Origin of the sequence: Thermomonas brevis (assembly GCF_014395425.1) — a bacterium.
In the GTDB taxonomy this organism is placed as follows: Bacteria; Pseudomonadota; Gammaproteobacteria; order Xanthomonadales; family Xanthomonadaceae; genus Thermomonas; species Thermomonas brevis.
Map to the genome: position 1 here is coordinate 372,353 of NZ_CP060711.1, position 16,542 is coordinate 388,894.

At 70.9% G+C, this 16,542-nt stretch carries 18 protein-coding genes, 1 tRNA gene and 1 pseudogene; 14 read left to right on the forward strand and 6 right to left on the reverse strand.

Annotated features, from left to right (window positions below):
• From H9L17_RS01690 to H9L17_RS01700, 3 genes are read right to left on the reverse strand one after another with little or no spacing between them, the layout of a single operon-like run.
• Window positions 1-816 (reverse strand): amidohydrolase, encoded by an 816-nt coding sequence (locus tag H9L17_RS01690; protein WP_187570658.1) that lies wholly within the window; start codon window positions 814-816, stop codon window positions 1-3.
• Window positions 817-838: 22 nt separating this feature from the next.
• Window positions 839-2,176, reverse strand: coding sequence for a peptide-methionine (S)-S-oxide reductase MsrA (gene msrA / locus H9L17_RS01695; RefSeq protein ID WP_187570659.1), 1,338 nt, complete (start codon window positions 2,174-2,176; stop codon window positions 839-841).
• Between the two features lie 22 nt (window positions 2,177-2,198).
• Window positions 2,199-3,347 (reverse strand): pyridoxal phosphate-dependent aminotransferase, encoded by a 1,149-nt coding sequence (locus H9L17_RS01700; RefSeq protein ID WP_187571817.1) that lies wholly within the window; start codon window positions 3,345-3,347, stop codon window positions 2,199-2,201.
• Between the two features lie 199 nt (window positions 3,348-3,546).
• Between H9L17_RS01700 and H9L17_RS16250 the strand changes: the two are divergent.
• From H9L17_RS16250 to H9L17_RS01750, 11 genes and pseudogenes are all read left to right on the forward strand, one after another.
• A pseudogene (locus H9L17_RS16250) lies at window positions 3,547-3,648 on the forward strand (ATP-binding cassette domain-containing protein); the annotation flags it as partial.
• Between the two features lie 86 nt (window positions 3,649-3,734).
• Entirely contained in the window at window positions 3,735-4,085 is a 351-nt protein-coding gene (locus tag H9L17_RS16255) for an ATP-binding cassette domain-containing protein (protein ID WP_425507374.1), read from the forward strand.
• A complete protein-coding gene (gene ccmB, locus H9L17_RS01710; RefSeq protein ID WP_187570660.1) occupies window positions 4,082-4,753 on the forward strand; it encodes a heme exporter protein CcmB in 672 nt (223 codons plus the stop codon). The genes H9L17_RS16255 and ccmB overlap by 4 nt, the downstream gene beginning before the upstream one ends.
• A gap of 93 nt (window positions 4,754-4,846) precedes the next feature.
• Window positions 4,847-5,422: an azurin gene (gene azu / locus H9L17_RS01715; protein ID WP_187570661.1), complete on the forward strand. Its 576-nt coding sequence runs from the start codon at window positions 4,847-4,849 to the stop codon at window positions 5,420-5,422.
• Between the two features lie 124 nt (window positions 5,423-5,546).
• Window positions 5,547-6,326, forward strand: coding sequence for a heme ABC transporter permease (locus H9L17_RS01720; protein ID WP_187570662.1), 780 nt, complete (start codon window positions 5,547-5,549; stop codon window positions 6,324-6,326).
• On the forward strand, window positions 6,323-6,499 hold the full coding sequence (locus H9L17_RS01725) for a heme exporter protein CcmD (protein ID WP_187570663.1): 177 nt from the start codon (window positions 6,323-6,325) through the stop codon (window positions 6,497-6,499). Before H9L17_RS01720 ends, H9L17_RS01725 begins: the two co-directional genes overlap by 4 nt.
• Window positions 6,500-6,509: 10 nt before the next feature.
• On the forward strand, window positions 6,510-6,989 hold the full coding sequence (gene ccmE, locus H9L17_RS01730; protein ID WP_187570664.1) for a cytochrome c maturation protein CcmE: 480 nt from the start codon (window positions 6,510-6,512) through the stop codon (window positions 6,987-6,989).
• Between the two features lie 135 nt (window positions 6,990-7,124).
• Window positions 7,125-9,044 (forward strand): heme lyase CcmF/NrfE family subunit, encoded by a 1,920-nt coding sequence (locus H9L17_RS01735; RefSeq protein ID WP_187570665.1) that lies wholly within the window; start codon window positions 7,125-7,127, stop codon window positions 9,042-9,044.
• A complete protein-coding gene (locus H9L17_RS01740) occupies window positions 9,041-9,586 on the forward strand; it encodes a DsbE family thiol:disulfide interchange protein (RefSeq protein ID WP_187570666.1) in 546 nt (181 codons plus the stop codon). Before H9L17_RS01735 ends, H9L17_RS01740 begins: the two co-directional genes overlap by 4 nt.
• A 194-nt stretch (window positions 9,587-9,780) precedes the next feature.
• Window positions 9,781-10,221 carry a cytochrome c-type biogenesis protein gene (locus H9L17_RS01745; protein WP_425507434.1) on the forward strand — a complete coding sequence of 147 codons (441 nt, stop codon included), beginning with the start codon at window positions 9,781-9,783 and terminating at the stop codon, window positions 10,219-10,221.
• Window positions 10,221-11,225 carry a tetratricopeptide repeat protein gene (locus tag H9L17_RS01750; protein ID WP_187570668.1) on the forward strand — a complete coding sequence of 335 codons (1,005 nt, stop codon included), beginning with the start codon at window positions 10,221-10,223 and terminating at the stop codon, window positions 11,223-11,225. The genes H9L17_RS01745 and H9L17_RS01750 overlap by 1 nt, the downstream gene beginning before the upstream one ends.
• Before the next feature lie 69 nt (window positions 11,226-11,294).
• Here the strand turns inward: H9L17_RS01750 and H9L17_RS01755 are convergent.
• Window positions 11,295-11,381: transfer RNA gene (locus H9L17_RS01755), tRNA-Leu, on the reverse strand.
• 30 nt (window positions 11,382-11,411) lie between these two features.
• Complete coding sequence (metX, locus tag H9L17_RS01760; protein ID WP_187570669.1) at window positions 11,412-12,563, reverse strand: homoserine O-acetyltransferase MetX; 1,152 nt, start codon at window positions 12,561-12,563, stop codon at window positions 11,412-11,414.
• A 118-nt stretch (window positions 12,564-12,681) separates the two neighbouring features.
• Here metX and H9L17_RS01765 point away from each other — a divergent pair, with 118 nt between their 5' ends.
• Window positions 12,682-13,284, forward strand: a complete 603-nt coding sequence (locus H9L17_RS01765) for a cysteine dioxygenase family protein (RefSeq protein WP_187570670.1) — start codon at window positions 12,682-12,684, stop codon at window positions 13,282-13,284.
• 33 nt (window positions 13,285-13,317) lie between these two features.
• Here the strand turns inward: H9L17_RS01765 and H9L17_RS01770 are convergent, their stop codons facing one another.
• Complete coding sequence (locus tag H9L17_RS01770) at window positions 13,318-14,712, reverse strand: FAD/NAD(P)-binding protein (RefSeq protein WP_187570671.1); 1,395 nt, start codon at window positions 14,710-14,712, stop codon at window positions 13,318-13,320.
• 145 nt (window positions 14,713-14,857) lie between these two features.
• Here H9L17_RS01770 and H9L17_RS01775 point away from each other — a divergent pair, with 145 nt between their 5' ends.
• Both H9L17_RS01775 and H9L17_RS01780 read left to right on the forward strand, forming a co-directional pair.
• The gene (locus H9L17_RS01775; RefSeq protein ID WP_187570672.1) at window positions 14,858-16,006 is read left to right on the forward strand and encodes a glycosyltransferase family 4 protein; all 1,149 of its coding nucleotides are present in this window, start codon (window positions 14,858-14,860) and stop codon (window positions 16,004-16,006) included.
• Window positions 15,984-16,535, forward strand: coding sequence for a phosphatase PAP2 family protein (locus tag H9L17_RS01780; RefSeq protein ID WP_187570673.1), 552 nt, complete (start codon window positions 15,984-15,986; stop codon window positions 16,533-16,535). Before H9L17_RS01775 ends, H9L17_RS01780 begins: the two co-directional genes overlap by 23 nt.
• Window positions 16,536-16,542 lie beyond the last annotated feature (7 nt).

Consider the following 16,542-nt stretch of genomic DNA (forward strand, 5'->3'; position numbering starts at 1 on the left):
TCAAGCCTCCAGCGCGAAGCCGTCGGCGTCCCGCAGCGCCGGGAAGCGCTGCCGGTGCGCCAGCAGCTCCGCCGCCTGCAACGTGGTGGTGACCACCACCTCCTCGTCCATGCACTCGCTGGCCGGGTGGCCGAGGAAGTCGATCACCGCGCTGTCGCCGCTGTAGTGAAGGCCGTTGCCGTCGCTGCCGACGCGATTGACGCCGACCACGTAGCAGAGGTTCTCGATGGCGCGGGCGCGCAGCAGCGTCTTCCACGGATAGGCGCGCGCCGACGGCCAGTTGGCGACGTACAGCGCCAGGTCGTAGTCGGCCTGCCCCACCCGCGCGGCGTCGAAGCGGTTGCGCGAGAACACCGGGAAGCGCAGGTCGTAGCAGACCTGCAGCAGGATGCGCCAGCCCTTCCATTCCACCACCACGCGCCCGTCGCCCGGCGCGTAGCGCTCGTGCTCCTTGGCGAAGGAGAACAGGTGGCGCTTGTCGTAGTGCGCCAGCGCGCCGTCCGGCGTGGCGAACAGCATGCGGTTGTAAACATTGTTTTGAAGCGGCCCGTCGCCGGTGCGCAGCTGCACGCTGCCGGCGACCGCGGCGCCGAGCGTCGATGCCTGCTCGCGCAGCCACGCCACGGTCGGGCCGTCCATGCCCTCGGCGCTGCCGATGGCCTCGTTGGAGAACCCGCTGGTGAAGGTTTCCGGCAGCACCACCAGGTCGGTGAGTCCGTGCAGCGGCGCGATCAGGCGGGCGTAGTAGTCGCGGTTGGCGGCGGGATCGTGCCAGCGGGTGTCGCCCTGGACGATGGAGACGCGGAGGTCGTGCATGGGAAGGGAATCCTCGGAATCGTCATGTCTTCGCCGGCGGGTCCGGCACGAACTTCAGCACGTTGCCGTTGATGCAATAGCGCTTGCCGGTGGGCGGCGGGCCGTCGTCGAAGACGTGGCCCAGGTGGATGCCGGAACTGCGGCTGCGCACCTCGATGCGGTGCATGCCGTGACTGTCGTCCTGCAGGAACTCCAGCGCGCCTTCCATCGGCTCGAAGAAGCTGGGCCAGCCGCAGGCGCTGTCGAACTTGGCGTCGCTGCGGAACAGCGCCGCGCCGCTGATCGGGTCGAAGTAGGTGCCCGGGCGCGCCTCGTTCAGATGCGCGCCGGTGCCGGGCAGCTCGGTGCCGCTGTCGAAGGCGATTCGCTGCTGCTCCGGCGTCAGCTGGTGAAAGCCCAGCCATTGCCAGAACTTCTTCGCGTCGCCCGCATAGCCGGTGAAGCGCGAGACTTCGCTGCCGTCCTTGAACAGGACGATCGTCGGCGTCGCCAGCAGCGGCTTCGCCAGCGACCAGCCGGTGGGCGCCTGCTGTGAACGGGTGCGCGCGAACGGCACGTCGGCCTTCCACGTCTTCAGCACGTCGGCCTCGAAGCGTTCGCAGTACGGGCAGTCCTCGGCCTCGTACACCACCAGCTGCGCGCTCCGCGCCAGCGTCGCGCCGTCCAGCGCGGGATAGGCGGTGCCGCCGGCCCCAAGGCCATACTTGATGCCCAGGCCGCCCAGCCCGCAGTAGCCGTTCGGATTCTTCAGCAGGTAGTCCTGATGCGATTCCTCGGCGCGGTTGTAATTGCGCACCGGCAGGATCTCGGTGGTGATCCTGCCGAAGCCGGCCTGGGTCAGGTTCTGCTGGTAGATGTCGCGGCTCTGCTCGGCCAGCGTCTTCTGCGCGTCGGTCGTGTAATAGATCGCGCTGCGGTAGTTGCTGCCGATGTCGTTGCCCTGCCCGTCCGCCTGGGTGGGATCGTGGTTCTCCCAGAACGCCGCCAGCAGCGTCATCAGGTCAAGCCGCTTCGGGTCGTAGCGCACCCGCACCACTTCCGCGTGGTTGCGCGCGTGGTTGCGGCCGGCGCGGAGCTGGTCTTCCTGCTCCAGCACGTCGCGGTAGCCAGCCTTCGGCGCATCGCCGCCGGCGTAGCCCACCTCGACCCCGGCCACGCCCGGCACCGCGCGCAGGCGCTTTTCCGCGCCCCAGAAACAGCCCATGCCGAAGTAGATGTCCTGCAGATGTTGCGCGTTCACGGGCGTTCCTCCGGTTGCCGGCGTCATCGGACGGGCGTGCAGCGCCCGCCATCCCAGCAGTGCCGCCGCGCCGGTCAGCAGCAGTGCGAACAACAGGGCAATGGTTTTTTCGGCCTGCATGGCGGCCTCCGGCGTCGTGGCGTTACAGCTTGGACAAGCGTTCGATGGCGCGGTTCACCGTCTCGTCGCTCTTGGCGAAGCACAGCCGCAGCAGGCGCTGCCCCGCCGGCGGCTTCGCGTAGAACGGCGACAGCGGGATGCCGGTGACGCCGTGCTCCTCGGTCAGCCAGCGGGCGAAGGCCAGATCGTCCAGATCGCTGACCGCCGAATAGTCCACCAGCTGGAAATAGCCGCCCGGCACCGGCAGCGGCTTGAGCTTGGTCTTCAGCAGCTGCGCGCGGAAGCTGTCGCGTTTTTCCTGATAGAACGCGCCCAGCGTTTCGTAGTGTTCCGGCTCCTGCGCGATCATTTCGGCGAAGGCGTGCTGCGCCGGGTTGAAGGTGCAGAACACGTTGTACTGGTGCACCTTGCGGAACTCGGCCGACAGCGCCGGCGGCGCGATGCAGTAGCCCACCTTCCAGCCGGTGCAGTGGTAGGTCTTGCCGAAGCTGGAGATCACGAAGGCGCGCTCGCGCAGTTCCGGGTACAGCAGCGCCGATTCGTGGCGCGCGCCGTCGAACACGATGTGCTCGTACACCTCGTCGCTGAGCAGCAGGATGTCGGTGCCGCGCAGCAGGCCGATCAGCGCCTGCATGTCGGCGGCGCCGAACATCGCGCCGGACGGGTTGTGCGGGCTGTTGACCATCAGCAGGCGGGTCTTCGGCGTGATCGCCGCGCGCACCGCGTCCCAGTCGGGCGCGAAGGTGGCGGGATCGAGCGGCACGTGCACCGCGGTCGCGCCGGCCAGTTCGATGGCGGGCTCGTAGCAGTCGTAGCAGGGATCGAGGACGATCACCTCCTCGCCCGCGCGCACCACCGCGTGGATGGCGTTGAAGATCGCCTCGGTGGCGCCGCTGGTGACGGTGATCTCGGCATCGACGTCGGGCTTCCAGCCGTAGCAGCGCCCGGTCTTGTCGGCGATCGCCTGGCGCAGCGCAGGGATGCCGGTCATCGGCGAATACTGGTTGTGGCCGGCCTGCATCGCCCGCGACAGCGCATCGACCAGCCGCGCCGGCACCGGGAAGTCAGGAAACCCCTGCCCGAGATTGACCGCACCGTGCTCGGCGGCCAGCTGCGACATCACGGTGAAGATGGTGGTGCCGACCTTCGGCAGTTTGGTTTCGGGGTGCATCGCCATGTCTTTGCGGATGGATGCACGAAGTTTACGGAATCCCGGAGGCGCGGCACGTGACGGCAGGCCATGCCGGTAGAATCGACGGCCCATGTCCGAAGCCCACGCGTCCCCTCGCCCCCTGCTCGCCGCGCGCGGCCTCGCCTTCTCGCGCGACGAGACGCCGGTGTTCGGGCCGCTGGACTTCGTCGTCGATGCAGGCGAGGCGCTGCTGGTGCAGGGCGGCAACGGCGCGGGCAAGACCACCCTGCTGCGCGTGCTGGCCGGGTTGCTGCGGGCCGAAGCCGGCGCGGTGGAGATCGACGGTCTGCCCGCGCGGCATGAATCGCGCGCCCGCCACATCGCCTACCTCGGCCACCTGCCGGGCTGAAGGCCGACCTGTCGGCCTTGCAGAACCTGCGCTATCTCTGCGGCCTGCACGGCCGCCGCGGTGCGCAGGCGCCGGAAGAAGCCATGGCCATCGTCGGGCTGGGCGGCTACGAGGATGCGCCGCTGCGCACGCTCTCGGCCGGACAGAAGAAACGCCTCGGGCTGGCCCGCCAATGGCTTTCGCCCGCACCGCTGTGGCTGCTGGACGAGCCCTACGCCAACCTCGACCTGGACGGCATCAACCTGGTCAACCGCATGGTGCAGGCGCATCTGCACGAAGGCGGCGCGGCGCTGATCACCACCCACGGCGCGTACGCGGCGCCGCCGGTGCGGACCCGCCTGCTGGAACTGGCGAGGGCTGCCGCATGATGCTGCAAGCCGCCCGCGCGCTGGTGTCCCGCGACCTGCAACTGCTGTGGACGCGGCGCGGCGATGCGCTGCAACCGGCGCTGTTCGCATTGCTCACCGTGGTGCTGTTCGCGCTCGGACTGGGCGGCGAGGCGAAATCGCTGGCGCCGGTGGCCTCGGCGGTGCTGTGGCTGGCGGTGCTGCTGGCCGGATTGCTGGCGCTGGACAACCTGTTCCGCGGCGACGCCGAGGACGGCTCGCTGGAGCAATGGATGCTGGCCCCGGTGCCGCTGTGGTGGCTGGTGCTGGTGCGCACCCTGATGCACTGGCTGACCACCGCGCTGCCGCTGATCGTGGCGGTGCCGCTGCTGGGCGAGCTGCTGCACCTGCCGCGCGCGCAGCTGCCGGTGCTGATGGCCTCGCTGCTGCTGGGCACGCCCATCCTCAGCCTGCTCGGCGCGGTGGTGGCCGCGCTGACCGTGGGCATGCGCCGCGCCGGCATCCTGGTCGCCCTGCTGGCGCTGCCGCTGTACGTGCCGGTACTGGTGTTCGGTGCTGGCGCGGTGGCCGCCGACGCGCAGGGATTGGACGCGGTCGGCGCGCTGCTGCTGCTGGGCGCGGGGCTGGCGCTGTCGCTGGCGCTGGCACCGATCACCGCTGCCGCCGCGCTGCGCATCGCGCATTCTTGAGTTGGATCAATGTCTTTTTAACCAGACGCGGCAGACAATGGCGCGCCTGGCCATCGCGGCCAGCCCCACGTTTCCTTCATGGAGCATCCGCAAATGAAGTCCCGTCACATCCTGCTGGTCAGCGCACTGGCGCTGGCCCTGTCCGCCTGCGGTGACAAGTCGGCCCCGGCCGATACCGCCGCGCCCGCCGACGCCGCCCCGGCCGCGGAAGCGCCCGCCGAGGCCCCGGCCGAAGCCGCCCCCGCGGAAGCCGCGCCGGCCGCCGCCAGCACCAAGCCCGCCACGGTCGAGAACTGCGCCACCACCATCGAGTCCAACGACGCGATGCAGTACAACGCCGACTCGATCGCCGTGCCGGCCTCCTGCACCCAGTTCACCATCAACCTGAAGCACGTCGGCACCATGGCCGCCAACGTGATGGGCCACAACGTGGTGATCGCGAAGGAAGCCGACATGGCCGGCATCGCCGCCGACGGCGCCTCCAACCCGGCCGAGCACGTCAAGGAAGGCGACGCCCGCGCGATCGCCCACACCAAGATCATCGGCGGCGGCGAATCCGCGTCGGTGACCTTCGACGTCGCCAAGATCAAGGACGGCGGCCCGTACAAGTTCTTCTGCAGCTTCCCGGGCCACCTGGCCCTGATGCAGGGCAGCATCCAGGTCCAGTAAGCGATACCGCGCCGTGTCGCGGGGGCGCCCCCGCGACGCGGCCGCGTCGATGCCGTCCGTGCGGGCTGGTATCCTTGCCGGGATCGCCCGCGGCCGCCTTCCTGCCGCTCCCGCAAAGGCCACGATGTCCCCGCTGATCCGCTGGTTCCACCAACTCGGCTCGCCCCCGTACTTCGACCGTTTCGCCGCCCGCTGGACGCCCTGGGCGTGGCTGCTGGGCCTGCTGGCGATGCTGGTCGGCACGTACGGCGCGCTGTTCGCGGTGCCCGCCGACTACCAGCAGGGCGACAGCTTCCGCATCCTCTACATCCACGTCCCGGCCGCCTGGATGAGCATGGCGGTGTTCGGGCTGATGGCGTTCTATTCCGCCATCGCGCTGATCTGGCGGATCAAGCTCTGCGAAATCCTGGCGATGGCCTGCGCGCCCACCGGCGCCGCCTTCACCTTCGTCACGCTGGCCACCGGTTCGATCTGGGGCAAGCCGATGTGGGGCACCTGGTGGGACTGGGACCCGCGCCTGACCACCGAACTGATCCTGCTGTTCCTCTACCTCGGCGTGATGGGCCTGTACGCGGCCATCGACGACCGCCGCAACGCCGCCCGCGCGGCCGGCCTACTCGCCATCGTCGGCGTCGCCCTGCTGCCGGTGATCCGCTGGTCGGTGGTGTGGTGGAACTCGCTGCACCAGGGCCAGACCATCAGCCTGTTCGGCAAGTCGCACATGGACCCGAGCATGCTGTGGCCGCTGGTGTGGATGATCATGGGCACCAAGTTGTGGTTCGTCGGCTCGCTGCTGGCACGCGCCCGCGCCGACAACCTGCGCCGCGAAGCCGGCAAGGACTGGGTGGCGCGCGTCGCCGGTTCGCCTGCCAAGGCAGGCGGCGTGGCCGAGGCGTCGCCATGAGCTACCGCGACTACGTCATTGCCGCCTACGCGGTGTTCGCCCTGATGCTGCTGTGGGACTGGCTGGTCCCGAAGCTGCAAATCCGCGCCGCCCTGCGCGCGGCGAAGCTGCGCAACGCGCGCCGGCAGGCCGCGCCCTCCCAGAATCCGGAACTCCCGCTGTCGCGGGACTGACCAGGACGCCATGCACCCCACCCGCAAACGCCGCCTGCTGCTGATCCTCGCCCTGCTGGCCGCCGCCGGTCTAGCGACCGCGCTGGTCGCGATGGCGCTGCAGCGCAACGTCGCCTACCTCTACACGCCGCACGAAGTGCTGGGCGGTTCCGCCGGCGACAATGTGCGCAACGGCGAGGCCCGCTTCCGCCTCGGCGGCATGGTCGCAGCCGGTTCGTTCAAGCGCGCACCGGGCTCGATGGAAGCGCATTTCGACGTCGACGACGGCGACGCGCGCCTGCCGGTGGTCTATACCGGCATCCTCCCCGACCTGTTCCGCGAGAAGCAGTCGGTGGTTGCCACCGGGCGGATGAAGGGCGGCGTGTTCGTGGCCGAGGACGTGCTGGCCAAGCACGACGAGACCTACATGCCCAAGGAAGTGGCGGACAAGATGGGCGCGGCGCACAGGAAGCACAACGTGCAGGACGCGCCGGCGGAGGCGCCACCATGATCCCCCCTGCCGTCATTCCCGCGAAAGCGGGGATCCAAGGACGTTGTCATCCTTCACGAAGCGAAAGTCCATGGATGGGACAGAAATTCGTCTGTCAGAAGCGGCCCACCTTCGCGGGAATGACGAGCACTAACCATGCTTCCTGAACTCGGCCAGATCGCCCTGATCCTGGCGATGCTGGTCGCCGCGCTGCAGGCGCTGTTGCCGCTGCTCGGCGCGCAGCGCGGCCTGACCGCGCTGATGGCGGTGGCGCGGCCTGCCGCCTACATGCAGCTGCTGCTGGTCGGGCTGGCCTTCGCCGTGCTCACCCACGCCTTCGTGGTCGGCGACTTCTCGGTGCAGTACGTCGCCGAGAACTCCAACTCGCTGCTGCCGACGATGTACCGCTACACCGCCGTCTGGGGCGCGCACGAAGGCTCGCTGCTGCTGTGGGCGCTGGTGCTGGCGCTGTGGACGGCGGCGGTGGCGCGCTTCTCCAAGGCGCTGCCGATGCCCGTAGTCGCACGCGTGCTCGGCGTGATGGGGATCGTGGCGGTCGGCTTTCTCGCCTTCCTGATCTTCACCAGCAACCCATTCACCCGCATCCTGCCCGCCGCGACCGAGGGCCGCGACCTCAACCCGCTGCTGCAGGACCCCGGCCTGATCGTGCATCCGCCGATGCTGTACGCCGGCTACGTCGGCTTCGCGGTGCCGTTCGCCTTCGCCATCGCCGCGCTGCTGGAGCGCCGCATCGACGCGCAGTGGCTGCGCTGGACGCGGCCGTGGACGAACGTGGCCTGGGCCTTCCTCACCCTCGGCATCGCGCTGGGCAGCTGGTGGGCCTATTACGAACTCGGCTGGGGCGGCTGGTGGTTCTGGGACCCGGTGGAGAACGCCAGCTTCATGCCGTGGCTGGCCGGCGCGGCGCTGCTGCACTCGCAGGCGGTCACCGAGAAGCGCGGCAGCTTCGGCGGCTGGACGCTGCTGCTGGCGATCGCCGCGTTCTCGCTGTCGCTGCTCGGCACCTTCCTGGTGCGTTCCGGCGTGCTGACCTCGGTGCACGCCTTCGCCGCCGATCCGGGGCGCGGGCTGTTCGTGCTGATCTTCCTCGCCATCGTCATCGGCGGCTCGCTGCTGCTGTACGCGCTGCGCGCGCCGGACACCGACAGCGACGCCAAGCCCTTCGCCGCCGGCTCGCGCGAAACCCTGCTACTGGTCAACAACCTGCTGCTGGCCACCGCCTGCGCGATGGTGCTGCTGGGCACGCTGTACCCGCTGCTGGCCGACGCGCTGGAGCTGGGCAAGATCTCGGTCGGCCCGCCCTACTTCGCGATCATGTTCACCCTGCTGATGGCGCCGCTGGTGGCGCTGGTGCCGCTGGGCCCGCTGACCCGCTGGCAGCGCGAGCAGATGTCCTCGCCGCTGCGCCTGCTGCTGCCGTGGGCTGCGTTGGCGCTGGTGGCCGGCGTCGTGGCGTTCTTCCTCGCCCCGCAGGGGCAATGGAAAACGGCCGCCGGCATCCTCGGCGCGGTCTGGGTCGGCGCGGGCACGCTGCGCTTCGTCTGGTCGCGGCTGCGCGCCAGCGGACGCCTGACCCGCGAGATGTGGGGCATGTCATTGGCCCATCTCGGCATCGCGGTGTTCCTGGTCGGCGCGCTGCTGGTCGAAGGACTGAGCCTGCAGCGCGAGCTGGCGGTGAAGGCCGGCGATACGGTGACGCTGGGCGACTACGCCTTCCGCTTCGACGGCATCGTCGAAACCGCCGGCCCGAACTACGTCTCCGACCGCGCCACCGTGCAGGTGCTGCGCGGCGGCGACACCGCCACCCTGCATCCCGAGAAGCGCCGCTACCGCGCAGGCGGCCAGGTGATGACCGAATCCGGCATCGCCCGCGGCGTGTTCGCCGACGCCTACGTCGCCATCGGCGAAGCGCTGGGCAACGACACCTGGGCGATGCGCGTGCACGTCAAGCCGTTCGTGCGCTGGATCTGGGCCGGCGCGCTGCTGATGGCGCTGGGCGCGGGCGTCACCGCCTTCGACAAGCGTTTCCGCGGCGCGCGCAAGGAGACTGCATGAAACCCTCCCGCTGGCTGCCGCTGGCCGCCTTCGCCCTGCTCGCCGTGCTGCTGGCGGCGGGCGTGTGGATGAGCCGCAAGCCCGACCGCGACGCCCTGCCCTCGCCGCTGCTCGGCAAGCCCGCGCCGGAGTTCGCGCTGCCGGTGCTGCACGACCCGGGCTACACCGTGAAGCTGTCCGACCTGCGCGGCCAGCCGTTCCTGCTCAACGTCTGGGGCAGCTGGTGCGTGGAATGCCGGGTCGAGCACCCGGTGCTGACGAAGTTCGCCGAAACCAAGCGCGTGCGCGTGGTCGGCTACAACTGGAAGGACGAACCCGCCGACGCGCTGCGCTGGCTGGAACAGTTCGGCAATCCGTTCATGGTGGTGCTGTCCGACGTCGAAGGCCGCACCGCGCTGGACTGGGGCGTGTACGGCGCGCCGGAAACCTTCCTGGTCGACGGCAAGGGCATCGTGCGCTGGAAGCACGTCGGGCCGCTGACCGACGAGATCATCGCGAAGGAACTGCTGCCGCTCGTGACGAAGATCGAGGCCGAGCGATGAACGCACTTTCGTCATTCGCCGCGCGGCGCTTCTACTCGTCATTCCCGCGAAGGCGGGCCGCTTCTGACAGACGAGCGTCTGTCCCATCCAGCGTCTTTGCATTTGCTCCTCGAGAAGAAGAAAAGTCACTGGATACGCAGACACAAGGTCTGCGAAACGATGCCCGCCTTCGCGGGAATGACGGCAAACGCATCCTGCTCTCCGCGTGCCTGCTGCTTTCCTTCATCGCATCGCCCGCCTTCGCCCAGGCCAACCAGCAGGCCGACGCCGCCCCGCTGCAATTCAACAGCGCCGCCGAGGAAGCCCGCTTCCACGCGCTGACCCTGCAACTGCGCTGCGTGATGTGCCAGAACCAGTCGCTGGCCGATTCCAACGCGCTGATCGCGCTGCAACTGCGCCGCGAAGTGCTCGACCTGATGCGGCAGGGCAAGAACGACGAGCAGATCAAGGACTACCTGGTGCAGCGCTACGGCGAATTCGTGCTGTACAAGCCGAAGCTCGAAGGCGGCACCCTGCTGCTGTGGATCGGCCCGGCGGTGGTGCTGCTGGCCGGCGCGGGCGTGGTCGCCGCCATCGTGCGCAGGCGCAAATCCCCGGGCGCCCCGGCGAACGGCGACGACGGGCAGGAGTGGTGATGGCCGCCTTCCTCGCCTTCGCCGCATTGCTCTGCCTGATCGTGCTGGCCGCGCTGCTGCGCCCGCTGTGGCGCGACGCGCGCGGCGTGGCGCTGGGCATCGGCGCCGTCACGCTCCTCTCCGCCGGCCTGCTCTACCAGTTGCTCGGCACGCCGCAGGCGCTGGATCCCGCCGTCCGGCAGGCGCCGCGCACGCTGGAGGAAGCCGTCGTCCAGCTCAAGGCCGCGCTGGCGCGCGACCCGCAGCAGGCCGAAGGCTGGATGCTGCTCGGACAGGCCTATCAGCGCATGGACGACGCGACCAACGCCCGCGACGCCTTCGCCAAAGCCGCCGCGCTGGCCCCGGCCAACGCCGACATCCTCGTCGAAGCCGCGCAGTCCCGCGCGCTGGCCGACGCCAACCACGTCTTCGACGCGCAGGCGCTGGCCTGGCTGGACGCCGCCCTGAAGGCCAATCCCGGCCATCAGCGCGCGCGCTGGTTCCTGGGCGTGGCCCAGCGCCAGTCGGGCCGGAACGCCGAAGCCGCCGCCACCTGGGAGCCGCTGCTGGCGCAGATCGACGCCGCCACCACCGCCAGCCTGCGCAAGGAGATCGACGCCGCGCGCGCGCAGGCCGGCCTGCCGCCGCTGCCACAAGCCGCACAGCCCGCCGCGCAGACGGCCCTGCTGTCGGTGAAAGTGACGCTGAACCCCGCGCTGGCCGCCCGCGTGCGCCTGCGCCCGGACGCCACCGTGTTCGTGATCGCCCGCCAGGCCGGCGGCCCGCCGATGCCGGTGGCCGCGCAGAAACACGCCGCCTCGGAGCTGCCCTTCACCGCCGAACTCGGCGACGCCGACAGCCCGATGCCGACGCTGAAGCTGTCGCAGGCGCGGGAGGTCGAGCTGGTGGCGCGGCTGTCCGCCAGCGGCGAGGCGAACAGGCAGGACGGCGATCTCGAATCGAAGCCGGTGCGCGTCACCCTGCCGGTCGGCAAGCCGGTGGAGCTGGTGATCGGCGCGGAGTGAGGCCGCCCGCCTTCGCCGACACCCAAAGCAATAAAGGCCAGACGTGGAGTCTGGCCTTTTGCATGAATCTGGTGCCGGAAGTGGGACTCGAACCCACACGCTTTTAAGGGCGGCGGATTTTGAGTCCGCTGCGTCTACCGATTCCGCCATTCCGGCGCGGGCGCGCAGTATAGCCGAGCGGCGGGCTCAGGCCACCTTGTCGTTCACTGCCGTGCACGGCAGCGCGCGCAGGAAGGCGGCGACGGCGGGGCCGAAGCGCTCTTCGTCCACCAGGAAGGCGTCGTGGCCCTGCGGCGAGGGCATCGGCAGGAAGCGGGTCGCGCAGCCGGCGTCGCGCAGGCCGGCGGCGATCTCCTCCTGCTGCTGGATCGGGAACAGGATGTCGGTCTTCACCCCGATCACCAGCGCGCGCTCCAGTCCCGTGATGGCGGCCAGCCCACGCGCGATGTCGCCGCCGTGGGCCTCGCCCAGGTCGAACCAGTCCATCGAGCGGCTGAGGTAGAGGTAGCAGTTGGGATCGTAGCGGTGGACGAAGCGGCGGGCGTGCGCTTCCAGGTAGCTTTCCACCTCGAACTCCAGGCCGAACGGTTCGTCGTCGTCGCGCCGCTCGGAGTCCAGCCGCACGCGGCCGAAGCGGCCGTCCCACTCCAGCGCGGAGCGGTAGGTGATGACGCCCAGCTTGCGCGCCATGCGCATGCCGTTTTCCGGGTAGTGCTCGGCATCGTCGTAGTCGCCGCCGTTCCAGCGCGGGTCGAGGCGGATCGCCTCGCGTTGCAGCGAGCGGATGGCGATGGAGAACGGCAGCGCGCGCGCCGCGCCGCAGATGTTGACGTGGCCGCGGGCGATGCCGGGGTAGCGGGCCAGCAGCGACAGCGCGCTCATCCCGCCCATCGAGTTGCCGACCACGCAGGCCAGCCGCTGGATGCCGAGTCCGCGCACCAGCGCGGCGGCGGCGTCCGCGCCGTCCTCGATCGACAGCTCGGGGAACGCGAGGCGATACGGTTCGCCGGTGGCGGCGTCGGCCGAGGCCGGCCCGGTGCTGCCCTTGCAGCTGCCCAGCGCGTTCACGCAGACGACGAACCAGCGGCGGGTGTCGATGGGCTTGCCGGGGCCGATCATCCATTCCCACCAGCCGGGCGCGGGATCGGCCTCGCCGGAGGCGGCGTGCGCGTCCGGCGACATCCCGGTGAGGATCAGGACGGCGTTGGAGGCGGCGGCGTCCAGCCGGCCCCAGGTCTCGTAGGCCAGCCGCGCGCCTTGCAGCGCACCGCCGCGCTTCATCGGAAACGGCGAGGGCAGATCGAACCAGCGGGTGCCGGGCGGGATGAATTCGGCCATGGCGGCGGGGGGAAGGAACCGGTAGGCCATCATCCTCCCTGCCCGGCCGCAGCGGTTATGCCGGTTGCGCATGGCGGCATGACGCGAACGTACGGCCCGCGCAGTAGACTCGGGCCGGATGGAGACCGCGTACAGCCGCCCCGAATCCGTGCCCGCCGATTTCCCCGGCCGGGACAGGCTCGTCGCCGCGATCGACGACGCCGTCGGCCTGGGCCGCCCGCAGGCCATCGCCGCCGCGCTGCGCCTCGCCCTGACGCGGCTGATCCGCGACCCGGAAGTGGCGCTGCCCGACTGCGTGCAGGCGCCGGTGGCCGACCACTACGCGCGGCGCGAGCTGTACCGCAGCCCCGCGCACGGCTACAGCGTGGTCGCCATGACCTGGGGGCCGGGCCAAGGCACGCCGCTGCACGACCATTCCGGCCTGTGGTGCGTGGAAGGCGTCTGGCAGGGCGAGCTGGACATCACCCAGTACGAGCTGCTGGAGCGGGCCGGCGAACGCTTCCGCTTCCGCGCCGCCGGCGGCGTCCACGCCGGTTCGGGCAGCGCCGGCAGCCTGATCCCGCCGCATGAATACCACACCATCCGCAACGCCAGCGCGGACGGGATCGCGATCTCGCTGCACGTCTACCAGGCGCCGCTGGACACCTGCTCGCGCTTCTGCCCGCTGGGCGGCGAATGGTTCGTGCGCGAAGCCGTGCGGCTGACCACCGAAGCCGCCTGAGCCGGCCAGCCGCATCCACACGGATGCGGCGGGTTAAGCAATCGAAGCTGCCGGCCGGTCGTCGAGGGCCGCGCGCAGATGCTCGGCGATCGCCTGCGCCTGTCCGCGCAGTTCGGGGATGGCGATGCTTTCCCACAGCGTGCCGATCCGCATCGCGCCCAGCACGAACAGCCCCGGATCGGCAAGGCCGCGCGCGTCGAGCACGCGTCCCGGCTCCTCGCTGGCGATGCCGATGCCTTGCGGTCCGGGCAACACCCGGCCGCGCATGCGGAGCGCGCCCAGCAGAGTATCGGGCTGCAGGTCGATGAGGGTTTCGACGCCGGTGGCGTTGACGATCCAGTCGGCGCGGAGCGTCCGCACTTCGTCCTCGTGGCGCGGCCGGTAGAACACCTCGGCGCCGCCGTCCGCCCGCGCTTCGACCGACAGCAGCCGGCCCGCCACCGCGTCCAGCCGGCCGCCGGCCCGCAGCCCGTCCAGCGTCGCCGCGACCTGCGGCGCGATGCGGTGGCGATGGATGTCCCAATAGCGCACCACGTGGCGCAGGAAGCGCTGCTGGTCGGCATGCGTCAGCGAGCGCCACAGCGCCTGCCCGTGCGGACGCAGACGGTCGAACACCCATTGCCAGGGCTCGCCGGCCGCCGTCGCCGCCCGCGTCCACGCGCGGATCAGGCGCAACCGGTCGCGCAGGCCGAGCGACAGCAGGTTGCCCAGCGTCCCCTCGCCCGCTCCCGGCGCGGCATGCGCCAGCGGCATCAGGCCGTGCCGCGACAGCACGTGGATGCGGCCCCGATGGCCGCGGTGGGCGAGGCCGAGCACGGCGTCCACCATGCTGAGGCCGGAGCCGACGATGCAGACGTCCGCGTCGGCGGGAATGGCGCTGATCGCCTCGTAATCCCACGCTTCCGCCAGACGCACCCCGCCACGCAGCCGCGACGCCGGAATGCGGCGCGGCGCGTTGCCCACCGCCAGCACCACGGCGCGCGCCGCCAGCGTACGGCCGGAAGAAAAGGTCAGCACATTGCCATGCCCGCGCCGCTCGATATCGACCACGCGCTCGCGCAGCCATTGCAGCGACGGATAGCGCGGCTGCGCGCGCAGCGTTTCGCGCAGGTAGCGGCCGTAGTCGCGGCGGGCGGCGAAGGCCGTCGCGGACACGGCAGCATCGCCGGATCCGGACAGGAAGCGCACGAAATGCGCCGGGTCTTCCGCGAACGCGCTCATCCCGCCGGCCATGACGTTGAGCAGATGCTCCGGCTGCGCGGTCGCGTAGGCCGCGCCGCGCGCCAGTTCGTCGGCGGGTTCGACGATGGCGACGCGCAGGCGCGAGTCCGGCTCCGCCAGCAGCCGGGTCGCCACCAGCACGCCGGCCGCACCGCCGCCGACGATGGCGACATCGACCTCGGTCAGGTCGCCGGATTCATGGGACATGGAAAGGATCGCGAGCTTCGGGCCTCGCAGTATAGAAGCCGCCCCACGCGCCGGCCTCCGCCGTCATGCGCGCGTCACGCCGCCGACACTGCGCGGTCACCGCCCGAGACCAGGCTTGCCGGCAACAGCCACGCCGCGGAACCCCATGCGCTACGGCATCGTCACCGAAACCTACCCGCCCGAAGTCAACGGCGTGGCGCTGACCGTGCAGGGACTGGAACAGGGCCTGCGCGAACGCGGCCACGCGGTCGACGTGGTGCGCCCGCGCCAGCGCGACGACGAAGCCACCACGCCCGACGCGCTGCTGGTGCGCGGCGCCGCCCTGCCCCGCTATCCCGGCCTGAAGTTCGGCCTGCCGGCCGCGCGTCTGCTGCAACGCCACTGGCGGCGGCAGCGCCCGGACGCGATCTACGTGGCAACCGAGGGTCCGCTCGGCTGGTCGGCGCTGCGCGCCGCGCGCCGGCTCGGCATTCCCGCGGCCACCGGCTTCCACACCCGCTTCGACGACTACGTGCGCAGCTACGGCGCGCCGTGGCTGCAGGGCACCGCGCTGCGCTGGATGCGGCATTTCCACAACGGCGCGCAGGCCACGCTGGTGCCGACCCGTGAGTTGCAGGCGTTCCTGGAAGGCCAGCGCTTCCGCAACGTGGTCCGGCTGCCGCGCGCGGTGGACACGCAGCTGTTCCATCCCGACGCTCGCGACGATGCGCTGCGCGCGCGCTGGGGCCTCGACGCGCGCGGGCTGGCGGTGATCCACGTCGGTCGCATCGCCCCGGAGAAGAACCTGCCGCTGGCGGTGCGCGCGTTCCGCGAGTTGCAGCGCATTCGGCCGGAGGCGCGTTTCGTCTGGGTCGGCGACGGCCCCGCGCGCGCGGCGCTGCAACGGGAGAACCCGGACTTCGTGTTCTGCGGCATCCGGCGCGGCGAAGACCTGGCCCGGCATTTCGCCAGCGGTGACCTGTTCCTGTTCCCCAGCCGCAGCGAAACCTTCGGCAACGTGACGCTGGAAGCGCTCGCCAGCGGCGTGCCGACGGTCGCGTTCGACTACGGCGCCGCCCGCGAGACGCTGCGCGACGGCGTGCACGGCGGGGCGATTTCCGATGGCGACGACGCCGGCTTCATCGCCGCCACGCTGCGCATCGGCGCCGACGACGCCCTGCGCGCGCGGATGCGCCCCGCCTGCCGCGACGCGGTGGCCGCGCTTCGGCCAGCGCGGGTGGCCGAGGCGTTCGACCATCTCCTGCAATCGCTGGCCGCACGGGACGACCGCCATGCCGCAACCGCCTTCACCTGATCGACTGCTCGCGGCCGAACACGGCTGGTGCCTGCGCGCCAACGCGCTGTGTGCCCGCCGCGGCGCGTTCCGCTACTTCGCCACGGTCAGCCGGCTGGGCGACGGGCTGTTCTGGTACGCGCTGATGGCGCTGCTGGTGGCGACGGGCGGCATCGACGGCCTGCGCGCCTCGCTGCACCTCGCCACCACCGGCCTGGCCGCGCTGATCCTCTACAAGGCGCTTAAGTGCTGGACGCGTCGGCCGCGCCCGTTCGCCAACGATCTGCGCATCCGCGCCTGGGTGGCGCCGCTGGACGAGTTCAGCTTTCCCTCCGGCCACACCCTGCACGCGGTCGCCTTCAGCGTGGTGGCGGTGGCGCACTATCCGGTGCTGGCCTGGCTGCTGGTGCCGTTCGCCGCCAGCGTCGCGGTCTCGCGCGTGGTGCTGGGCCTGCACTATCCCAGCGACGTGCTGGCCGCGACCGGCATCGGCGGCGCGCTGGCGGCCGCGTCGCTGTGGCTGGCGGATGCCGGCGGCCTCCCGGCTTAAATCGGCG

Bases quoted from the DNA above. Each gene is read 5' to 3' on its own strand.
- H9L17_RS01690 (WP_187570658.1), bottom strand. From the start codon at position 816: ATGCACGACCTCCGCGTCTCCATCGTCCAGGGCGACACCCGCTGGCAC.
- msrA (WP_187570659.1), bottom strand. From the start codon at position 2,176: ATGCAGGCCGAAAAAACCATTGCCCTGTTGTTCGCACTGCTGCTGACC.
- H9L17_RS01700 (WP_187571817.1), bottom strand. From the start codon at position 3,347: ATGCACCCCGAAACCAAACTGCCGAAGGTCGGCACCACCATCTTCACC.
- ccmB (WP_187570660.1), top strand. From the start codon at position 4,082: ATGATGCTGCAAGCCGCCCGCGCGCTGGTGTCCCGCGACCTGCAACTG.
- azu (WP_187570661.1), top strand. From the start codon at position 4,847: ATGAAGTCCCGTCACATCCTGCTGGTCAGCGCACTGGCGCTGGCCCTG.
- H9L17_RS01720 (WP_187570662.1), top strand. From the start codon at position 5,547: ATGTCCCCGCTGATCCGCTGGTTCCACCAACTCGGCTCGCCCCCGTAC.
- H9L17_RS01725 (WP_187570663.1), top strand. From the start codon at position 6,323: ATGAGCTACCGCGACTACGTCATTGCCGCCTACGCGGTGTTCGCCCTG.
- ccmE (WP_187570664.1), top strand. From the start codon at position 6,510: ATGCACCCCACCCGCAAACGCCGCCTGCTGCTGATCCTCGCCCTGCTG.
- H9L17_RS01735 (WP_187570665.1), top strand. From the start codon at position 7,125: ATGCTTCCTGAACTCGGCCAGATCGCCCTGATCCTGGCGATGCTGGTC.
- H9L17_RS01740 (WP_187570666.1), top strand. From the start codon at position 9,041: ATGAAACCCTCCCGCTGGCTGCCGCTGGCCGCCTTCGCCCTGCTCGCC.
- H9L17_RS01750 (WP_187570668.1), top strand. From the start codon at position 10,221: ATGGCCGCCTTCCTCGCCTTCGCCGCATTGCTCTGCCTGATCGTGCTG.
- metX (WP_187570669.1), bottom strand. From the start codon at position 12,563: ATGGCCGAATTCATCCCGCCCGGCACCCGCTGGTTCGATCTGCCCTCG.
- H9L17_RS01765 (WP_187570670.1), top strand. From the start codon at position 12,682: ATGGAGACCGCGTACAGCCGCCCCGAATCCGTGCCCGCCGATTTCCCC.
- H9L17_RS01770 (WP_187570671.1), bottom strand. From the start codon at position 14,712: ATGTCCCATGAATCCGGCGACCTGACCGAGGTCGATGTCGCCATCGTC.
- H9L17_RS01775 (WP_187570672.1), top strand. From the start codon at position 14,858: ATGCGCTACGGCATCGTCACCGAAACCTACCCGCCCGAAGTCAACGGC.
- H9L17_RS01780 (WP_187570673.1), top strand. From the start codon at position 15,984: ATGCCGCAACCGCCTTCACCTGATCGACTGCTCGCGGCCGAACACGGC.